Genomic DNA, 17,576 nt, shown 5'->3' on the forward strand with positions numbered 1-17,576 from the left:
AGCGGCCTTGTGCCGCGAACGAGGGCCAAAGGCCCTCGCCTTCCTTGTATCAGTCTTCCAGCAGCTCTTCGGCAGTACCCAGGATGTTCTCCAGGGTGAAGCCGAACTCTTCGAACAGTGCCGAAGCCGGCGCCGACTCACCGTAGGTGGTCATGCCGATGATACGACCTTCCAGGCCGACGTACTTGTACCAGAAGTCGGCGTGAGCGGCTTCGATGGCAATGCGCGCCCCCACTTCCAGCGGCAGCACGGACTGCTTGTAGGCAGCGTCCTGGGCATCGAACACGCTGGTGCACGGCATGGAAACCACGCGCACCTTGCGGCCTTGCTCGGTCAGTTTGGCGTGCGCCTGAACAGCCAGGCCCACTTCCGAACCGGTGGCAATCAGGATCAGCTCAGGCTCGCCGGCGCAATCCTTGAGCACGTAGCCGCCGCGGCTGATGTCGGCGATCTGCTGGGCGTTGCGGTTCTGGTGCTGCAGGTTCTGGCGCGAGAAGATCAGCGCCGAAGGGCCGTCCTTGCGCTCCAGGGCGTGTTTCCAGGACACGGCGGATTCGACCGCGTCGGCCGGGCGCCAGGTGTCCAGGTTCGGCGTGCTGCGCAGGCTGGTCAGCTGCTCGATCGGCTGGTGAGTCGGGCCGTCTTCGCCCAGGCCGATGGAATCGTGGGTGTAGACGTGGATCACGCGCTGCTTCATCAGCGCCGACATGCGCACGGCGTTGCGGGCGTATTCCATGAACATCAGGAAGGTCGCGCCGTAAGGCACCAGGCCACCGTGCAGGGCAACGCCGTTCATGATGGCGGTCATGCCGAACTCGCGCACACCGTAGAATACGTAGTTGCCGCTGGCGTCGTTGGCTTCGACACCCTTGCAGCCCTTCCACAGGGTCAGGTTGGAACCGGCCAGGTCGGCCGAACCGCCGAGGAACTCCGGCAGCAGCGGGCCGAAGGCATTCAGGGCGTTCTGGCTGGCCTTGCGGCTGGCGATGGTCTCGCCCTTGGCGGCCACTTCGTTGATGTAGGCCTGGGCTTTCTCGCTGAAATCGGCAGGCAGGTCACCGGCGGCGCGGCGCTTGAACTCGGCAGCCAGCTCCGGGTAGGCCTTGGCGTAGGCGTCGAAGCGCTGGTTCCATTCGGCTTCGGCCTTGGCACCGGCAGCCTTGGCGTCCCACTCGGCGTAGATCTCGGCCGGGATTTCGAACGGGCCGTGGTTCCAGTTCAGTTCCTTGCGGGCCAGGGCGATTTCGTCGTTGCCCAGCGGTGCGCCGTGGCAGTCTTCCTTGCCCTGCTTGTTCGGCGAACCGAAACCGATGATGGTCTTGCAGCAGATCAGGGTCGGGCGATCGCTCTTGCGGGCGGTCTCGATGGCGGTCTTGATCTCGTCGGCGTCATGGCCGTCGACGTTGCGGATCACCTGCCAGTTGTACGCTTCGAAACGCGCCGGGGTGTTGTCGGTGAACCAGCCGTGCACTTCGCCGTCGATGGAAATGCCGTTGTCGTCGTAGAAGGCGATCAGCTTGTTCAGGCCCAGGGTGCCGGCCAGCGAGGCGACTTCGTGGGAAATACCTTCCATCATGCAGCCGTCGCCGAGGAACACATAGGTGTTGTGGTCGACGATGGTGTGGCCGTCACGGTTGAACTGGGCGGCGAGCACTTTTTCCGCCAGGGCGAAGCCCACGGCGTTGGCGATACCCTGGCCGAGCGGGCCGGTGGTGGTTTCCACACCTGGGGTGTAGCCGTATTCCGGGTGACCCGGGGTGCGGCTGTGCAGCTGGCGGAAGGCCTTGAGGTCGTCGATCGACAGGTCGTAGCCGGTCAGGTGCAGCAGCGAGTAGATCAGCATAGAGCCGTGGCCGTTGGACAGCACGAAGCGGTCACGGTCGGCGAAATCCGGGTTGCTCGGGTTGTGCTTCAGATAGTCGCGCCAAAGCACTTCGGCGATATCCGCCATGCCCATGGGGGCACCTGGGTGGCCGCTGTTGGCCTTTTGCACGGCATCCATGCTGAGGGCACGAATGGCGTTGGCACGTTCACGACGGCTGGGCATCGCTGATCTCCTGGGGGCTTGAATAGGTGGTGTCACGAAAAAAGGCGGCCATTTTCGCCCACTGGGGGGGCTTGGGGCAATGACGTATGGTCGCAGTCGGGGGATTTTCCTCTGATTGGCACTCATTTCGGGGCAAAATCTGGAAATCGGTGCTGGCTTCTTCGCGGGTGAACCCGCTCCCACAGGGTCGCACCAAGCCTGAGGGCAGTGCTGAACCTGTGGGAGCGGGTTCACCCACGAAGAGGCCCGAAAGGGCAACCCCGCACTCCGCCTATCAGCCAATATCAAAACTTTTTGATATTGCCCTTGCGAGGGCAACGATACCTGCCTAGACTGCCGCCCCATGAACCTCCGTGCGCAATCGACCCCCGAGCAACGCGAAACATTGGCTGCCCTGTGCAAAGCCAGTGGCGACGAGTTGCGCCTGAACGTGTTGCGCGCCCTGGCCAACGACTCGTTCGGTGTGCTGGAACTGGCGCAGATCTTCGACGTGGGTCAGTCGGGCATGAGCCACCACCTGAAGGTGCTGGCCCAGGCCGAGCTGGTGGCAACCCGTCGCGAGGGCAATGCCATCTTCTACCGCCGCGCCCTGCCCGACAGCCTGCGCCTGGGCGGCCGGCTGCATGCAGCGCTGCTCGAAGAGGTGGATGAGCTGGCCCTGCCGCCTGACGTGCAGGCGCGCATTGCCCAGGTGCAGCAACGCCGCGCAGCCACCAGCCAGGACTTCTTCCTGCGCGTGGAAGAGAAGTTCCGAGCCCAGCAAGACCTGATCGCCGGCCTGCCTCAGTACCGCGAAAGCCTGCTTGCGCTGCTCGACAAACTGAATTTCGACCCGGCCGCCAGCGCCTTGGAGGTCGGCCCCGGCGACGGTGGCTTCCTGCCCGACCTGGCCCGGCGCTTCGCCCGGGTCACCGCCCTGGACAACAGCCCGACCATGCTCGAACTGGCGCGCCAGGTATGCCAGCGCGAAGGGCTCGACAACGTGAACCTGCAGTTGGCCGATGCACTGGGTGCAACGGATGTAGCCGCCGACTGCGTCGTGCTGAACATGGTGCTGCACCATTTCAGCGACCCGGCCCTGGCCTTGCGCCAGCTGGCCAAACGGGTGAAGGCAGGCGGCAGCCTGTTGGTCACCGAACTGTGCAGCCATGACCAGGGGTGGGCGCGCGAAGCCTGCGGCGACCTGTGGCTTGGCTTCGAACAGGACGACCTGGCCCGTTGGGCCAGCGCTGCCGGGCTGGCCCCCGGGGACAGCCTGTACGTGGGCTTGCGTAACGGTTTCCAGATCCAGGTCCGCCATTTCCAGCGGACGGCTGGCGACATACACCATCGGTAAATTTCAGGAACCTTCGAGATGAGCGAATACTCCCTTTTCACCTCCGAGTCCGTGTCCGAAGGGCATCCGGACAAGATCGCCGACCAGATTTCGGACGCCGTCCTTGATGCCATCATCGCCCAGGACAAATACGCCCGCGTAGCCTGCGAAACCCTGGTCAAGACCGGGGTCGCCATCATCGCTGGCGAAGTCACCACCTCCGCCTGGGTCGACCTGGAAGAGTTGGTGCGCAAGGTCATCATCGACATTGGCTATAACAGCTCCGATGTCGGCTTCGACGGCGCCACCTGCGCCGTGATGAACATCATCGGCAAGCAGTCGGTGGACATCGCCCAGGGCGTCGACCGCTCCCGTCCGGAAGACCAGGGCGCCGGTGACCAGGGCCTGATGTTCGGCTACGCCAGCAACGAAACCGACGTGCTGATGCCGGCACCGATCTGCTTCTCGCACCGTCTGGTCGAGCGCCAGGCCGAAGCGCGCAAATCGAAGCTGCTGCCATGGCTGCGCCCGGACGCCAAGTCGCAGGTCACCTGCCGTTACGAAAATGGCAAGGTGGTCGGCATCGACGCCGTGGTGCTGTCGACCCAGCACAACCCTGAGGTTTCGCAGAAAGACCTGCAGGAAGCCGTGATGGAGCTGATCGTCAAGCACACCCTGCCTGCCGAACTGCTGCACAAGGGCACCCAGTACCACATCAACCCGACCGGCAACTTCATCATCGGTGGCCCGGTGGGTGACTGCGGCCTGACCGGGCGCAAGATCATCGTCGACTCCTACGGTGGCATGGCCCGCCACGGTGGTGGTGCGTTCTCCGGCAAGGACCCGTCCAAGGTCGACCGTTCCGCCGCCTACGCCGGCCGCTACGTGGCCAAGAACATCGTCGCCGCCGGCCTGGCCGAGCGTTGCGAGATCCAGGTGTCGTACGCCATCGGCGTGGCCCAGCCGACCTCCATCTCGATCAACACCTTCGGTACCGGCAAGGTCTCCGACGACAAGATCGTCCAGCTGGTACGCGAGTGCTTCGACCTGCGCCCGTACGCCATCACCACCATGCTCGACCTGCTGCACCCGATGTATCAGGAAACCGCTGCCTACGGCCACTTCGGCCGTACCCCGCAGCAGAAGACGGTCGGCGACGACACCTTCACCACCTTCACCTGGGAGCGCACCGACCGCGCCCAGTCGCTGCGTGACGCTGCCGGTCTGTAAGTTTCCTACAGCGCTGGACGAAAGCCCCTGCCGAGCAATCGGCAGGGGCTTTTTTGTGTCTGGCTTGGGTTGTGTACCGCCTTCGAGGTCGAGCGCCGCCCGCGCGGCGCTTCGCGGGGCAAGCCCGCTCCCACATTTGTTGCAACGTGCCGAACCTGGGAGGCCATGGTTGTCAGCCTTGTTGGCTTGATGCGGTTTCTCGACTGGCGCTACTGCCGTCTCGCCTGTCTCAAACACTTCGCCAAGGCGGGCAACGCCTCTCCCACAGGCATGGCCACGTTGCAACAAATGTGGGAGCGGGCTTGCCCCGCGAAGCGCCGCGCGGGCGGCGCTCGATTTCTGCTCCACCTCGAAGCCCTAAGGCAGGCACCTGTCAGCCCTCACACAGCCCCATGTGTGACACATCACCTGACATCTCCACTCATTCCCCACCAAGCCACCCTCCTATGCTTAGAGCTCCCCCCGCCACGCAAGGATGCTGGCCATGCCGCTCATACTGCTATTCGCCCTGCTGTTGACGTTAAGTGCCCCCCTGACCTGGGCCACCACATGCCCCGCCTGGAGCCCGGAGCAAGTCGAGACTGAAGTAACCCAGCTGCGCGCCACGCTTGCCCGCTGGGACGACCATTACCATCGTCAGGGCATCGCACTGGTGGCCGATGAACTGTACGACCAGAGCCGCCAGCGCCTGGTGTACCTGCAGCAATGCTTTGGCATCGCGACCACCCCGTCCCCGCTGGCCAGCGCTGGCGGGCCAATCCCTCACCCGGTGCCACATACCGGCGTCGACAAGCTGGCCGACCGCCTGGCTGTAGAACGCTGGCTGGCCGGCAAGGCCGATGTCTGGGTGCAGCCAAAGGTCGATGGCGTAGCGGTATCCCTCATCTACCGACAGGGCCGGCTGGTGCAGTTGATCAGCCGGGGGGACGGCGTGCAGGGGCACGACTGGAGCCGCCACATCCCCCTGCTCGACGCAATCAACCGGCAGCTGCCCCAGGCCATCGACCTGCAACTGCAGGGCGAACTGTACCTGCGCCTGGATGCGCATGTGCAAGCCCGGGCAGGCAGCGCCAACGCCCGAGGGACGGTAGCCGGGCTGCTGGCTCGCAAGCAGCTGGGTCGTGAGCATGGCGAACGCATCGGCCTGTTCGTGTGGGACTGGCCGCAAGGCCCCGAGCAGCAGGCCGAACGCCTCGCGAAGCTGGCGGAACTGGGCTTTGCGCACAGCCAGGATTACAGCGTCGCCATAGAAACAGCGGACGATGCCGCGCACTGGCGTGAGTACTGGTACCGCTCACCCCTGCCCTTCGCCACCGATGGCGTGGTGTTGCGCCAAGGCGTACGGCCGTCGGCCGAGCGCTGGCAGGCCAAGGCACCCTACTGGATCGCGGCGTGGAAGCACCCGTACACGCAGGCCCTGGCCGAAGTGCGCGAAGTACGCTTCCGCGTTGGCCGCACAGGCAGGGTCACACCAGTCTTGCATGTACTGCCGGTTACCCTGGATGACCGGCGAATCACCCAGGTGAGCCTGGGCTCGCTGGCACGCTGGCTCAAGCTCGACATCCGCCCCGGAGACCAGGTGGCCATCAGCCTTGCCGGGCTGACCATTCCGCGCCTGGAGCAAGTGGTGCACCGCGCCGCCGAGCGCCAACCGGTGACCGCACCAGCGCCCGGCCAATATCATGCCCACAGTTGCTGGCAGGCCAGCGAAGGCTGCGAGGAGCAGTTCATTGCCCGCCTCACCTGGCTCAGCGGCAAGCAGGGGCTGGCCCTGCCGCGCACCGGCCCCGGCACCTGGCGCCGACTGGTGACTGCAGGGCTGGTGACCTCGATGACCGACTGGCTGCACCTGGATGCCGAGCGCCTGGGCCAGGTAACGGGCATCAGCGACACGACAGCTATGCAGCTGCTGGGCAGTTTCGACCAAGCCCGCTCACGGCCCTTTGCCCAATGGCTGCGCGGGCTGGGCGCGCCCACACCCGAAGGCGTGCAGGTGACAGCCGACTGGCCGGCGCTGGCTGCGCGCACAAACCGCGAATGGCAAGCCATGCCCGGTATCGGTGAAAAGCGCGGGCAACAGCTTGCAGGATTTTTTGCGAGCACCGAGGTTCAAGCCATTGCAACGCAGCTGGCCAAGGCAGGGATCGACGGATTCCGGATCGACAGGCAAAGCGTCGAGCAATGATTATTTACCAATTTACCCGTAGGAAAATCCCGAGATTAAGCCGGAAGACCCCAACAAGGGTTTCTAAATGGGCAAAACCAAGGCAGGATTTCCCCCAACTTTTGCTGCCCCGCCCCGTCAAGGAGGCTTTTCATGAAACGTATTTCGACCCTTTTCCTGCTCGCGACACTAGGCCTGGCCGCTGGCGCCGTACAAGCGGCAAGGCCGGATGCCGGCCTGACCGGTTGCGCCGCCAAGCGCAGCGCCATCGAGAACCAGTTGAAGATTGCCCGTGACCACGGCAACAACGACCAGGTCGCGGGGCTGGAGGAGGCGCTGCGTGGGGTCGACAACTGCACCGATGCCAGCCTGCGCAAGGAACGTGAGCAGAAGGTGCTCGAAGCCCGTCACGAAGTGGCGCAGCGGGAAAAGGACTTGAAGAGAGCCGAGAAGAAAGGCGATTCGGAGAAGATCAACAAGCGCAAGGACAAGCTGGCCGAGTCGCGCAAGGAACTGCAGGAAGCGGTGGACGATCTGGATCGCTAAGGCTCCGACCGGGCAGACGCGATCATTGTAGGAGCGGCCTTGTGTCGCGATAGGGCTGCGCAGCGGCCCCAGGGCTTCAGCTGATGCACAAATCGCCGGGGCCGCTTTGCGGCCCATCGCGACACAAGGCCGCTCCTACACAGAGCAATGCAGTCCATCAATGATTACGAAACTCGGTATGACAGGCCTTGCACGCTGCTTCGACCTTGTCCATCGGCGCCTTCAACTGCGCAGCGTCCAGCGGCTGGCCGCGGGTGACATCGACCAGTTCGCCAGTGACGCCTTCCAGCTGCCGGGCCAAGTCATGAAAGCGTGTCTGGCGCTCCCATACCTCGGCACGCGCACTGCTGTCGCCACCATCACGGGCCTGTGGAAAGTGCTGCCAGGGTTGGTGCGAAAGGTTGTCCAGCTTCAGTGCACCGTCGGCGAACTTCACCCCGTCGAACTGCAACCGGCCACGCAGCATGCCGCCCAGGTCTTCGCTGGTCTTGAGCATGTCCTTGAAGATCACCTTGCGCTTGCCCAGCGGGGAGTTCGGGTCAACCCGATCGCAACCACCCAGGGCCAGTGCTGCCAGCAGAACAACGGTCAATCGCTTCAACATCACGGTCACTTCGGCCTACGCAAATGGGCGGCCAGTATCGCTGCCCAAGGGCCAAAGACCAATAGCCACATAAAAAACAGGGGCGAATATTCATGTTCACCCATGACAGGAACGTACTCATGAAATCTGCCCTGCGCCATCTGGCCTGGACACTCCCGGCGCTGGCCCTGCTGGCCGGCTGCAACGGCGGCGAAAGCGCCAAACCCGAGCCCCATGCCATCGCCACCTACGCCAATGCCTCCTGGCAGGACCTGCCCACCGTCAGCGACAGCGACCTGCTAGCCGGCTTCCAGGCCTGGCGCAACGGCTGTGAAAAGCTCAAGCGCGACACCGTCTGGGCCAGCACCTGCGAAACAGCCGCCAGCGTGCCCGACAATGCCATGCAGGTACGCGCCTTCCTGCAACAGAACCTACAGGTATACGGCCTGCGTTCGGCCGAAAACAATGCCAACGGCCTGATCACCGGTTACTACGAACCGGTCTACCCTGGCAGCCTGAGCCAGTCGGCGACCAACCACGTGGCGGTCTACGGTATCCCCGAGGACATGATCGTGGTCGACCTGGCCAGCGTGTACCCCGAACTCAAGGGCAAGCGCCTGCGCGGTCGCCTCGATGGCCGCGTGCTCAAGCCTTACGATACCGCCGAGGTGATCAACCGTGACGGCGTCAAGGCGCCGGTGCTGGCCTGGCTGACCGACCCTATGGACCTGCAGTTCCTGCAGATCCAGGGTTCCGGCCGGATCCAACTGGAAGACGGCCGCCAGCTGCGCCTGGGTTACGCCGACCAGAACGGTCACCCCTACCGACCGATCGGGCGCTGGCTGGTGGAACAGGGCCAGTTGAAGAAGGAAGAAGTGAGCATGGGCGCCATTCATGCCTGGGCCCAGGCCAACCCGCAGCGGGTGCCGGAACTGCTTGCCAGCAACCCCAGCTACGTGTTTTTCAGCACCCGCCCGGATAGCAACGAAGGGCCGCGCGGTTCGCTGAACGTACCGCTGACTGCTGGCTACAGCGTGGCCATCGACCGCAAGGTGATTCCGCTGGGCAGCCTGCTGTGGCTGTCCACCACTCGCCCGGACGGTACGCCAGTGGTGCGCCCGGTGGGGGCTCAGGATACCGGCGGGGCAATTACGGGCGAGGTGCGCGCGGACTTGTTCTGGGGCACCGGGCCGGAGGCCGGGGAACTGGCCGGGAACATGAAGCAGCAGGGGCAGATCTGGATGCTGTGGCCCAAGGGCAAGCCGCTGCCCGAGGTGCCGAAAGTGCCTTGATCGGCGATGGATTCTTCGCGGGTAAACCCGCTCCCACAGGTACTGCACAGGTCTTGAAATCTGTGCAGCACCTGTGGGAGCGGGCTTACCCGCGAAGCAAGCAGTGCGTTTTCAGGCTGAAACCACGAAGAACGAAACGATGATCGCCAACCCGGCAAACCACACCAGCGAGCGCAGTGCTGCCCAGTCCGCCAGGTAGCAGATGATATAAAGCAATCGGCTGGTGATATACATCACCCCCAGTACATCCTGGGTCACCTGCTCGGCATTGCCGACGATATCCGCCACCAGTACTGCCGCGGCAAAAGCCGGAAAGGCCTCGTAGCCGTTCTGCTGCGCAGCATGGGCACGCCTTGGCAGGCCCGATAACGTATCAAGGAAGGCGCGCGGATCATGATTGTCCTTCAGGCCGAAGCGACCACTGCCGGCCTTGGCGACCAAGGCACAAAGCGGGTTCAACAGCAGCGCGATCAGGATGCACCACAGGGCAACGGTCATGCTCATGACTCCTTGTTCGAAAATGGGTTAGAGCTTCATCACCAGCATACCCGCCAGGACCAGCCCGCAAGCTAGGAGTCTCGGCCCGCCAAAAGGTTCTTTCAGGTAGCGCATGCCCAGCAGCACCACCAGGATCACGCTCAACTCCCGCAACGCCGCCGCTTCGGCCACCGACCCCAGGTGCATGGCCCACAGCACCAGCGCGTAACTGAGCAATACACACAGCCCCACCGCCAGCCCCAGGCGCCACTGCAGGCGCCAGAACAACACGAACGGCGCACGCCGCGCCACGCTGGCCAGCAGCGGGAAGGGCCACGCACTGAGCAAAGTCAGCCACACCAGGTAATCCCAAGGCTTGCCCCACAGGCGCACGGCCTGGCCGTCGAACCAGGTGTAGCAACCAATACACAGGCCGATCAGGGCAACTACCGGCAGCATCGACCAGGGCAGCCGGTCACCGCCACCGCCCTGCCACAACAGGCAGGCCATGCCACAGGGGATCAGCAGGATGCCGATTATCTGCTGCTGGCTCAGCGACTCGCCGGCAAAGGCCAGGGTCAGCCCCAGCACCACCAGTGGCGACAGCCCGCGCATCAGAGGATAGACCAGCCCCAGGTCGCCCACGCGGTAGGCCTGGATCAGCAGGAAGCGGTACAGCTGTTCGGCCAGCGCCGAAGCCAGCAGCCAAGGCCAGATGTTGGCCGGCGGTACCTCGACGAAGGGCGCCGCAAGTACCGCGAAGGCCAACGCCACCGTATCCATGCTGGCGATCACCAGCAGGCGCTCGCCGCTGAATTTGATCAGGGTATTCCAGGTCGCATGCAGCAGGGCAGCGACCAACACCAGGGAAGTTGCCAGCACGCGAAATCGTCCTTGCCTTCGAGTCAGATTCGTTTGCAGCACTATACCTTGGGTAATAGGTACGACTAAGGAAAAAGGCTACAAACGCTGTAGAAGTTTCAATACGCCTTGCAAGCCGGGGCTTGCCCCAAAACGCAATACAATCATCGCTCGCTGTGCCGCATGGAAACGCGTGATACCTCAAGGCGGCTACCCAAACGGAAACACACTCGCTTACGAAACGCGATTGACGCTTCAGGCTTTGCAGGATTAGGATTGCCGTAACGCATGGGGTCACCCGTGCCTACCTTCCGAAGCCCGCGATGCGAAAGCATGCGGGCTTTCGTATTTCTGGGCCAAGGACACCCAGAAATCATGACGCATTATGTGGCCTACCTCGACGAATTCGGCCATGTCGGGCAATACATCTCGCGCACTCATACCCAATTCAAGACCAGTCCAGTGTTCGGGCTGGGTGGGGTGCTACTACCTGCAGAAGAAGTACGGGAGTTCGCCATCTTCTTCTATCAGCTGAAATGCCAGTTACTTGCCTGGGACATAAACCATGAAAACCCCAGAAGCCTCCCTCCCTATCAATGGGAAAAGAAGGGCTCAAAGTTATTCACGACACGTAACGTCACACAATATCGATCATTGAGACAGGCAACGTTTCGCCTGCTCAACCACATCAGAAAGATTGGCGGGTATGTCATTTATGCGGGTGAACATAAGACCGGCCCGGCCAGGCAGCACGACGCGACCAAGACATTCAGACGCCAACTGCTGCATGCGGTGAGAACGATCGATCGTTATTGCACGCAGTCCCGCTCAACCTTCATGCTCCTGCTGGATGAGCAGCGTGCTGGCAACGAGTGGCGTGAACAAAATGTAGAAGCCTGCACCCTGGCGATGTTCGAGGACCCCGCAGATAAATGTCGGAGCCTGATAGAGCCGCCGCTGCAGGGCGAAAGCCACCTCTTCCAGACCCTGCAATGCGCGGACTGGATCTGCGGCCTTGTAGGTCGCTTGATGGCAATGGCTGTCTCGCCCGAGGAATATCCCGACTGGGAGCCTTTCGACAGGTATTTCTCGACACGAATCGCCGAGGTCGCCCTACCGGGCTCCGGCTTGCAGCACCAGCCCGTCGAGCCAGAAAGCCACGAGTGCTCGACAGCAAGAACCGAAGTATGAAGAAACCCGGTGGAAACCTCACAACAGAAACGCGGTCTACCTGCACAGTCAAATAGTGTGCCCCGAACCCCGCGCCAGGTCATCAAAGAACTGCCCGAGTAATTCGGGTTACGACTTGGAAGCCACTGTTACAGGATTCGGGATGCTTGAACTAGTTGCCGCGTTTATCTGCCTCACCACCCTCCTCACCTATGTAAATTACCGTTTCATCGGCCTACCCCCTGCCATCGGCGTGATGGTCACGGCGCTGCTGTTCTCCCTGATGCTGCAGGGCCTGAGCCTGATCGGCTTCCCTGGCCTGGAAGCGCGCGTCGAAGGGCTGATGAACCAGATCGACTTCAACGACCTGCTGATGCACTGGATGCTGGCGTTCCTGCTGTTCGCCGGTGCCTTGCACGTCAACCTCTCCGACCTGCGCAGCTACCGCTGGCCCATCGGCCTGCTGGCCACCGTCGGCGTGCTGATTGCCACCGTGGTCATCGGCTACCTGTCGCACTGGGTGTTCGCCCTGTTCGGTTGGCAGGTGCCGCTGATCTATTGCCTGCTGTTCGGTGCGCTGATCTCGCCCACCGACCCGATTGCCGTGCTGGGCGCGCTGCGTACCGCCAATGCCTCCAAACCGCTGAAAACCACCATCGTCGGCGAGTCGCTGTTCAACGATGGCACCGCGGTGGTGGTGTTCACCGTGCTGCTGGGCATCATCCAGCTGGGTGAGACGCCGAGCATGACCGACACGGCGATCCTGTTCGCCCGCGAGGCCATCGGCGGCGTGTTGTTCGGCGGCCTGATCGGCTACGCCACGTACCGCATGATCAAGAGCGTCGAGCAGTACCAGGTGGAAGTGATGCTGACCCTGGCGCTGGTCATCGGTGGCTCGGCGATGTGCTACGAGCTGCACGTTTCGGCGCCGATCGCCATGGTGGTGGCCGGGCTAATCATCGGCAACCTGGGACGCAACCTGGCGATGAACGACATGACCCGTCGCTACATGGACGGTTTCTGGGAGCTGATCGACGACATGCTCAACGCCCTGCTGTTCGCATTGATCGGCCTGGAACTGTTGCTACTGCCATTCAACTGGATGCACCTGGCGGCCGGCGGCGTGCTGGCGCTGGCGGTGCTGCTGTCGCGGCTACTGACCGTGGCCCCTGCGATTGTGCTGCTGCGGCGCTGGCGCCCGGTGCCCAAGGGTACGGTGCGGGTGCTGACCTGGGGTGGCCTGCGCGGTGGCGTGTCGGTAGCCCTGGCACTGTCACTGCCACAGGGCGAGGAACGTGACCTGCTGCTGTCGATCACCTACATCGTGGTGCTGTCGTCGATCCTGGTGCAGGGGTTGAGCATCGGGCGAGTAGTGCGCAAAGTCAGCGCTCAGCCGTGAGCAATTGTGCCGGCCTCTTCGCGGGTAAACCCGCTCCCACAGAATCTCCGCTACCTTTCGGGCAGTGAAAACCTTGTGGGAGCGGGTTTACCCGCGAAGAGGCCAGCACCGACAACCGAGATCTACTCGACTGCACTGTCCGGGAACTGGTCCTGGATGTACTTGATCTCGGTCCGCCCGTGTGGTGCCGGCAGCCCATCCTCGCCAAGATTGACGAAGACCATCTTGTCGACCGTGAGAATGGCCTTGCGGGTGATCTTGTTGCGCACTTCGCACTTGAGGGTGATCGAGGTGCGACCGAACTCGGTGGCGGTGATGCCCAACTCGATGATGTCGCCCTGGCGCGAGGCACTGACGAAGTTGATTTCCGATATGTACTTGGTCACCACGCGCTGGTTGCCCAGCTGAACGATGGCGTAGATCGCCGCTTCTTCGTCGATCCAGCGCAACAGGCTGCCACCGAACAGCGTGCCGTTGGGGTTGAGGTCTTCGGGTTTAACCCACTTGCGGGTATGAAAGTTCATCTGTACTCCTGACCTGCCTGGCTAACGTGTAGCAATGATGGCAGAGCGGCCGCTGTCGCTCCATTGAACATCGACTATCGTCGCGATTAATCGACAGAAAACCTTGGGCAAGCCGACGGGCGCGGCTATAATCTCCGCCGCTTCACATGGACGCCCACAGCGGCGCCATGCCCGCCACCCGTCCGAGGGGCGCTGCAGCAGGCTAGGCCTGTCAGGCTCGGATGGGGCGTTGCTCGCTCTCGCGGGCGCTTAACGCACAACGGCGCCCATTCGCACACTACGAATGGAGGCTCTCATGAGCGCTGCAAACATGCCTGCTGGTTTTACCGATTACAAAGTCGCCGACATCTCCCTGGCCGCCTGGGGCCGTCGCGAAACCATCATCGCCGAATCGGAAATGCCTGCACTGATGGGCCTGCGTCGCAAGTACCTGGCCGAGCAACCGCTCAAGGGTGCGAAGATCCTGGGTTGCATCCACATGACCATCCAGACCGCCGTGCTGATCGAAACCCTGGTTGCCCTGGGTGCCGAAGTGCGCTGGTCGTCCTGCAACATCTTCTCCACCCAGGACCAGGCCGCCGCGTCCATCGCCGCCGCCGGTATCCCGGTATTCGCCTGGAAAGGTGAAACCGAGCAAGAGTACGAGTGGTGCCTGGAGCAGACCATCCTCAAGGATGGCAAGCCATGGGACGCCAACATGGTCCTCGACGACGGTGGCGACCTGACCGAGCTGCTGCACAAGAAGTACCCGCAAGTGCTGGAGCGCGTGCACGGTGTGACCGAAGAGACCACCACCGGCGTTCACCGCCTGCTGGACATGCTGGCCAAGGGCGAGCTGAAAGTCCCGGCGATCAACGTCAACGACTCGGTCACCAAGAGCAAGAACGACAACAAGTACGGTTGCCGTCACAGCCTGAACGACGCCATCAAGCGTGGTACCGACCACCTGCTGTCGGGCAAGCAGGCCCTGGTGATCGGCTACGGTGACGTGGGCAAGGGCTCTGCCCAGTCCCTGCGCCAGGAAGGCATGATCGTCAAGGTCAGCGAAGTCGACCCGATCTGCGCCATGCAGGCCTGCATGGACGGTTTCGAAGTGGTTTCGCCGTTCATCGACGGTATCAACAACGGCAGCGAAGCCAGCATCGACAAGGCCCTGCTGGGCAAGATCGACCTGATCGTGACCACCACCGGCAACGTCAACGTCTGCGACGCCAACATGCTCAAGGCCCTGAAGAAGCGTGCCGTGGTCTGCAACATCGGCCACTTCGACAACGAGATCGACACCGCCTTCATGCGCAAGAACTGGGCCTGGGAAGAGGTCAAGCCGCAGGTGCACAAGATCCACCGCACCGGCGCTGGCAGCTTCGACCCGCAGAACGACGACTACCTGATCCTGCTGGCCGAAGGCCGCCTGGTCAACCTGGGTAATGCCACTGGTCACCCAAGCCGTATCATGGACGGTTCGTTCGCCAACCAGGTACTGGCGCAGATCTTCCTGTTCGAACAGAAATTCGCCGACCTGCCGGCCGAGAAGAAAGCCGAGCGCCTGACCGTTGAAGTACTGCCGAAGAAGCTCGACGAAGAAGTGGCCCTGGAAATGGTCCGCGGCTTCGGCGGCGTGGTTACCCAGCTGACCAAGCAGCAGGCCGACTACATCGGTGTCACCGTCGAAGGCCCGTTCAAGCCGCACGCCTACCGCTACTAAGCAGCAAGCTTGAAGCTTCAGGCGGCAAGCAAAGGCAGACCGTGCCGTTGCCGCTTGCAGCTCGAGCAGCAAAGATCTTGAACGATGTCCAAGCCAGACCGGCCATAACCGATCTGGCTTTTACTTGCAGCTTGCCGCTTGAAGCTTGCTGCTAGAGGAACGCCTGATGTCCCAGGAACGCCGTTACAGTTTCGAGTTCTTCCCGACCAAGACCGATGCCGGTCACGAAAAGCTGATGGGCGTTGCCAGCCTGCTGGCCGCCTGCAACCCGGACTTCTTCTCTTGCACCTACGGTGCAGGTGGCTCGACACGCGACCGCACGCTGAACACCGTGCTACAGCTGGAAAGCGAAGTGAAGGTACCTGCCGCACCGCACCTGTCGTGCGTAGGCGACACCAAGGCTGAACTGCGCGCCCTGCTGGCCGAATACAAGGCAGCAGGCATCAAGCGCATCGTCGCCCTGCGTGGCGACCTGCCTTCAGGCATGGGCATGGCCAGTGGCGAACTGCGCTACGCCAGCGATCTGGTCGAATTTATCCGCCAGGAAACCGCTGATCACTTCCACCTGGAAGTGGCCGCCTACCCGGAGATGCATCCACAGGCTCGCAACTTCGAGGCTGACCTGGCCAACTTCGTGCACAAGGTCAAGGCCGGTGCCGACAGCGCCATCACCCAGTACTTCTTCAATGCCGACAGCTACTTCTACTTCGTCGAGCGCGCGCAGAAGCTGGGCGTAGACATCCCGGTGGTGCCCGGCATCATGCCGATCACCAACTACAGCAAGCTGGCGCGCTTCTCCGACGCCTGCGGCGCCGAGATCCCACGCTGGATCCGCAAGCAGCTGGAAGCCTATGCCGACGATACCGCCAGCATCCAGGCATTCGGCGAAGAAGTGATCACCCGCATGTGCGAACAGCTGCTGCAAGGTGGCGCACCGGGCCTGCACTTCTACACCTTGAACCAGGCCGAACCGAGCCTGGCGATCTGGAACAATCTGAAGCTGCCGCGCTGAAATTTTTTGCAAAATCTGTTTAAGATTTGATTAAGGCTTTGGTCATAGACTAAAGCCTTATTCATTTTCCGGTTACACAGGTCTTGCCCGCCATGCAGCCACACCAGCCATCGCGTCCACAGCTCGTCTACCTGGCTTTTGGCCCGGCAACCTACCATCAGGAAGCTTGCTTCAGCATCGTCAGCGCCCTCGCCCACCTGGGCACAGCGGCAGGCGAAGCCATGGACATCCAGGTCTACACCGACAATCCGCAGCCCTATGCCGGCCTGCCGGTCACCGTACACCTGCTAGACGAAGCCACGCGCCAGGCATGGAACGCCCCTCACGGTTATCACTTTCGCAGCAAGCATGTGCTGTTGCGCCAGGTGCTGCAACAACACCCACTGGCAGTGCTGATCGACACCGACACCTTCTTCCGCAAGTCGCCGCTGGAGCTGTTCGCCCGGGTAGCCCCGGGCCGCCTGCTGTGCAATGCCATCGGCGCGCGCTACGGCAGCAACCAGAAGTGCCTGCTGTACAAGAACCTGCTGGCCATCCTCGAATCCCGAGGCTTGGCCGATTGCCAGATGCCACTGGTCAACTCCGGGGTGATCGGCCTAACTGCCGAAGACGCCGGCACCCTGGACCGCTCCATCGCCATGATGGACGAGTTCCACCCCCTGGCTCGCGAGGCCTATACCCTCGAGGAGTTCTGCCTGGCGGTGGCAGCCTACCGCACGCTGGAGCTGGCCGAATGCACCGATGTCATCCACCACTACTGGAGCCGCAAGGCGCAGTTCCGCGCCAAGATCCAGGCCTGGCTGCGCAAGCACGGCCACGACCTGCTGAGCCACGCAGCGCTGGCCGACGTGCCCCTGGTCAATGACCAGTTGCCACGGCCACCGGCCCTGCAACGCCTGGGCTACAAGGCGCTGAGCATGACCCTGCCCAGCCACGAACGCCAGTTCGCCCGCGAGCTTCTGTATGGCTGCTACCCCTACCCCAATGAGTTCGACCGCGCCTGCGCGCCGGCCTGGTGGGACAAGGCCCTGGAAAACCTCAATGCCCGCCATGGCCACATGGAGCCCGAGCAACTGCGCCAGTGCCTGCGCCACCCGGGGTTGCGCCTGTCACTGGGCGAGCGGCGCAAAGATATCGAGGCGCATCTGCTGAGGTCTTCCCACACTTGAGTGACCTGTGCCGGCCTCTTCGCGGGTAAACCCGCTCCCACAGGATCTCTGCTGGCTTGCAGACTTGCGCAGTACTTGTGGG

Annotated in this window: 15 protein-coding genes and 1 riboswitch; of the genes, 10 read left to right on the forward strand and 5 right to left on the reverse strand. The window is 62.7% G+C overall.

Annotated elements, in window-relative coordinates; translation table 11 throughout:
- Window positions 1-49: 49 nt before the first annotated feature.
- Window positions 50-2,047 carry a transketolase gene (gene tkt / locus CAY82_RS01520; protein ID WP_087499642.1) on the reverse strand — a complete coding sequence of 666 codons (1,998 nt, stop codon included), beginning with the start codon at window positions 2,045-2,047 and terminating at the stop codon, window positions 50-52.
- A gap of 343 nt (window positions 2,048-2,390) precedes the next feature.
- On the opposite strand from tkt, the gene CAY82_RS01525 reads away from it, so the two are divergent.
- The 4 genes from CAY82_RS01525 to CAY82_RS01540 all read left to right on the forward strand — a co-directional run bounded on the left by CAY82_RS01525 (window position 2,391) and on the right by CAY82_RS01540 (window position 7,302).
- A complete protein-coding gene (locus tag CAY82_RS01525; protein WP_087499643.1) occupies window positions 2,391-3,383 on the forward strand; it encodes a metalloregulator ArsR/SmtB family transcription factor in 993 nt (330 codons plus the stop codon).
- 18 nt (window positions 3,384-3,401) lie between these two features.
- Window positions 3,402-4,592: a methionine adenosyltransferase gene (gene metK / locus CAY82_RS01530; protein WP_063911980.1), complete on the forward strand. Its 1,191-nt coding sequence runs from the start codon at window positions 3,402-3,404 to the stop codon at window positions 4,590-4,592.
- Window positions 4,593-5,076: 484 nt separating this feature from the next.
- Window positions 5,077-6,777, forward strand: coding sequence for an NAD-dependent DNA ligase LigB (gene ligB / locus CAY82_RS01535; protein WP_087499644.1), 1,701 nt, complete (start codon window positions 5,077-5,079; stop codon window positions 6,775-6,777).
- Window positions 6,778-6,909: 132 nt separating this feature from the next.
- Complete coding sequence (locus CAY82_RS01540; RefSeq protein ID WP_087499645.1) at window positions 6,910-7,302, forward strand: DUF1090 domain-containing protein; 393 nt, start codon at window positions 6,910-6,912, stop codon at window positions 7,300-7,302.
- A gap of 157 nt (window positions 7,303-7,459) precedes the next feature.
- Here the strand turns inward: CAY82_RS01540 and CAY82_RS01545 are convergent, their stop codons facing one another.
- On the reverse strand, window positions 7,460-7,906 hold the full coding sequence (locus tag CAY82_RS01545; RefSeq protein WP_087499646.1) for a cytochrome c: 447 nt from the start codon (window positions 7,904-7,906) through the stop codon (window positions 7,460-7,462).
- 119 nt (window positions 7,907-8,025) lie between these two features.
- Here CAY82_RS01545 and CAY82_RS01550 point away from each other — a divergent pair, with 119 nt between their 5' ends.
- The gene (locus CAY82_RS01550; RefSeq protein ID WP_087499647.1) at window positions 8,026-9,177 is read left to right on the forward strand and encodes a murein transglycosylase A; all 1,152 of its coding nucleotides are present in this window, start codon (window positions 8,026-8,028) and stop codon (window positions 9,175-9,177) included.
- A gap of 111 nt (window positions 9,178-9,288) precedes the next feature.
- Here CAY82_RS01550 and CAY82_RS01555 read toward each other — a convergent pair whose 3' ends face one another.
- A complete protein-coding gene (locus CAY82_RS01555) occupies window positions 9,289-9,675 on the reverse strand; it encodes an MAPEG family protein (RefSeq protein ID WP_087499648.1) in 387 nt (128 codons plus the stop codon).
- A 27-nt stretch (window positions 9,676-9,702) separates the two neighbouring features.
- Window positions 9,703-10,536 carry an EamA family transporter gene (locus tag CAY82_RS01560; protein ID WP_087499649.1) on the reverse strand — a complete coding sequence of 278 codons (834 nt, stop codon included), beginning with the start codon at window positions 10,534-10,536 and terminating at the stop codon, window positions 9,703-9,705.
- Between the two features lie 354 nt (window positions 10,537-10,890).
- Here CAY82_RS01560 and CAY82_RS01565 point away from each other — a divergent pair, with 354 nt between their 5' ends.
- Window positions 10,891-11,706, forward strand: a complete 816-nt coding sequence (locus tag CAY82_RS01565) for a DUF3800 domain-containing protein (RefSeq protein WP_087499650.1) — start codon at window positions 10,891-10,893, stop codon at window positions 11,704-11,706.
- Window positions 11,707-11,848: 142 nt separating this feature from the next.
- Window positions 11,849-13,084: a sodium:proton antiporter gene (locus CAY82_RS01570; RefSeq protein ID WP_087499651.1), complete on the forward strand. Its 1,236-nt coding sequence runs from the start codon at window positions 11,849-11,851 to the stop codon at window positions 13,082-13,084.
- A 122-nt stretch (window positions 13,085-13,206) separates the two neighbouring features.
- On the opposite strand, the gene CAY82_RS01575 is transcribed toward CAY82_RS01570, so the two are convergent.
- On the reverse strand, window positions 13,207-13,608 hold the full coding sequence (locus CAY82_RS01575; protein ID WP_009399312.1) for an acyl-CoA thioesterase: 402 nt from the start codon (window positions 13,606-13,608) through the stop codon (window positions 13,207-13,209).
- A 178-nt stretch (window positions 13,609-13,786) separates the two neighbouring features.
- Window positions 13,787-13,883, forward strand: a riboswitch (S-adenosyl-L-homocysteine riboswitch).
- 20 nt (window positions 13,884-13,903) lie between these two features.
- Here CAY82_RS01575 and ahcY point away from each other — a divergent pair.
- From ahcY to CAY82_RS01590, 3 genes are all read left to right on the forward strand, one after another.
- A complete protein-coding gene (gene ahcY / locus CAY82_RS01580) occupies window positions 13,904-15,313 on the forward strand; it encodes an adenosylhomocysteinase (RefSeq protein WP_087499652.1) in 1,410 nt (469 codons plus the stop codon).
- Window positions 15,314-15,479: 166 nt separating this feature from the next.
- Window positions 15,480-16,325, forward strand: a complete 846-nt coding sequence (metF, locus tag CAY82_RS01585; RefSeq protein ID WP_087499653.1) for a methylenetetrahydrofolate reductase [NAD(P)H] — start codon at window positions 15,480-15,482, stop codon at window positions 16,323-16,325.
- Between the two features lie 92 nt (window positions 16,326-16,417).
- Window positions 16,418-17,494: a hypothetical protein gene (locus tag CAY82_RS01590; protein ID WP_087499654.1), complete on the forward strand. Its 1,077-nt coding sequence runs from the start codon at window positions 16,418-16,420 to the stop codon at window positions 17,492-17,494.
- Window positions 17,495-17,576 lie beyond the last annotated feature (82 nt).

The organism is Pseudomonas sp. SID14000 (assembly GCF_002165135.1).
Lineage (GTDB): Bacteria > Pseudomonadota > Gammaproteobacteria > Pseudomonadales > Pseudomonadaceae > Aquipseudomonas.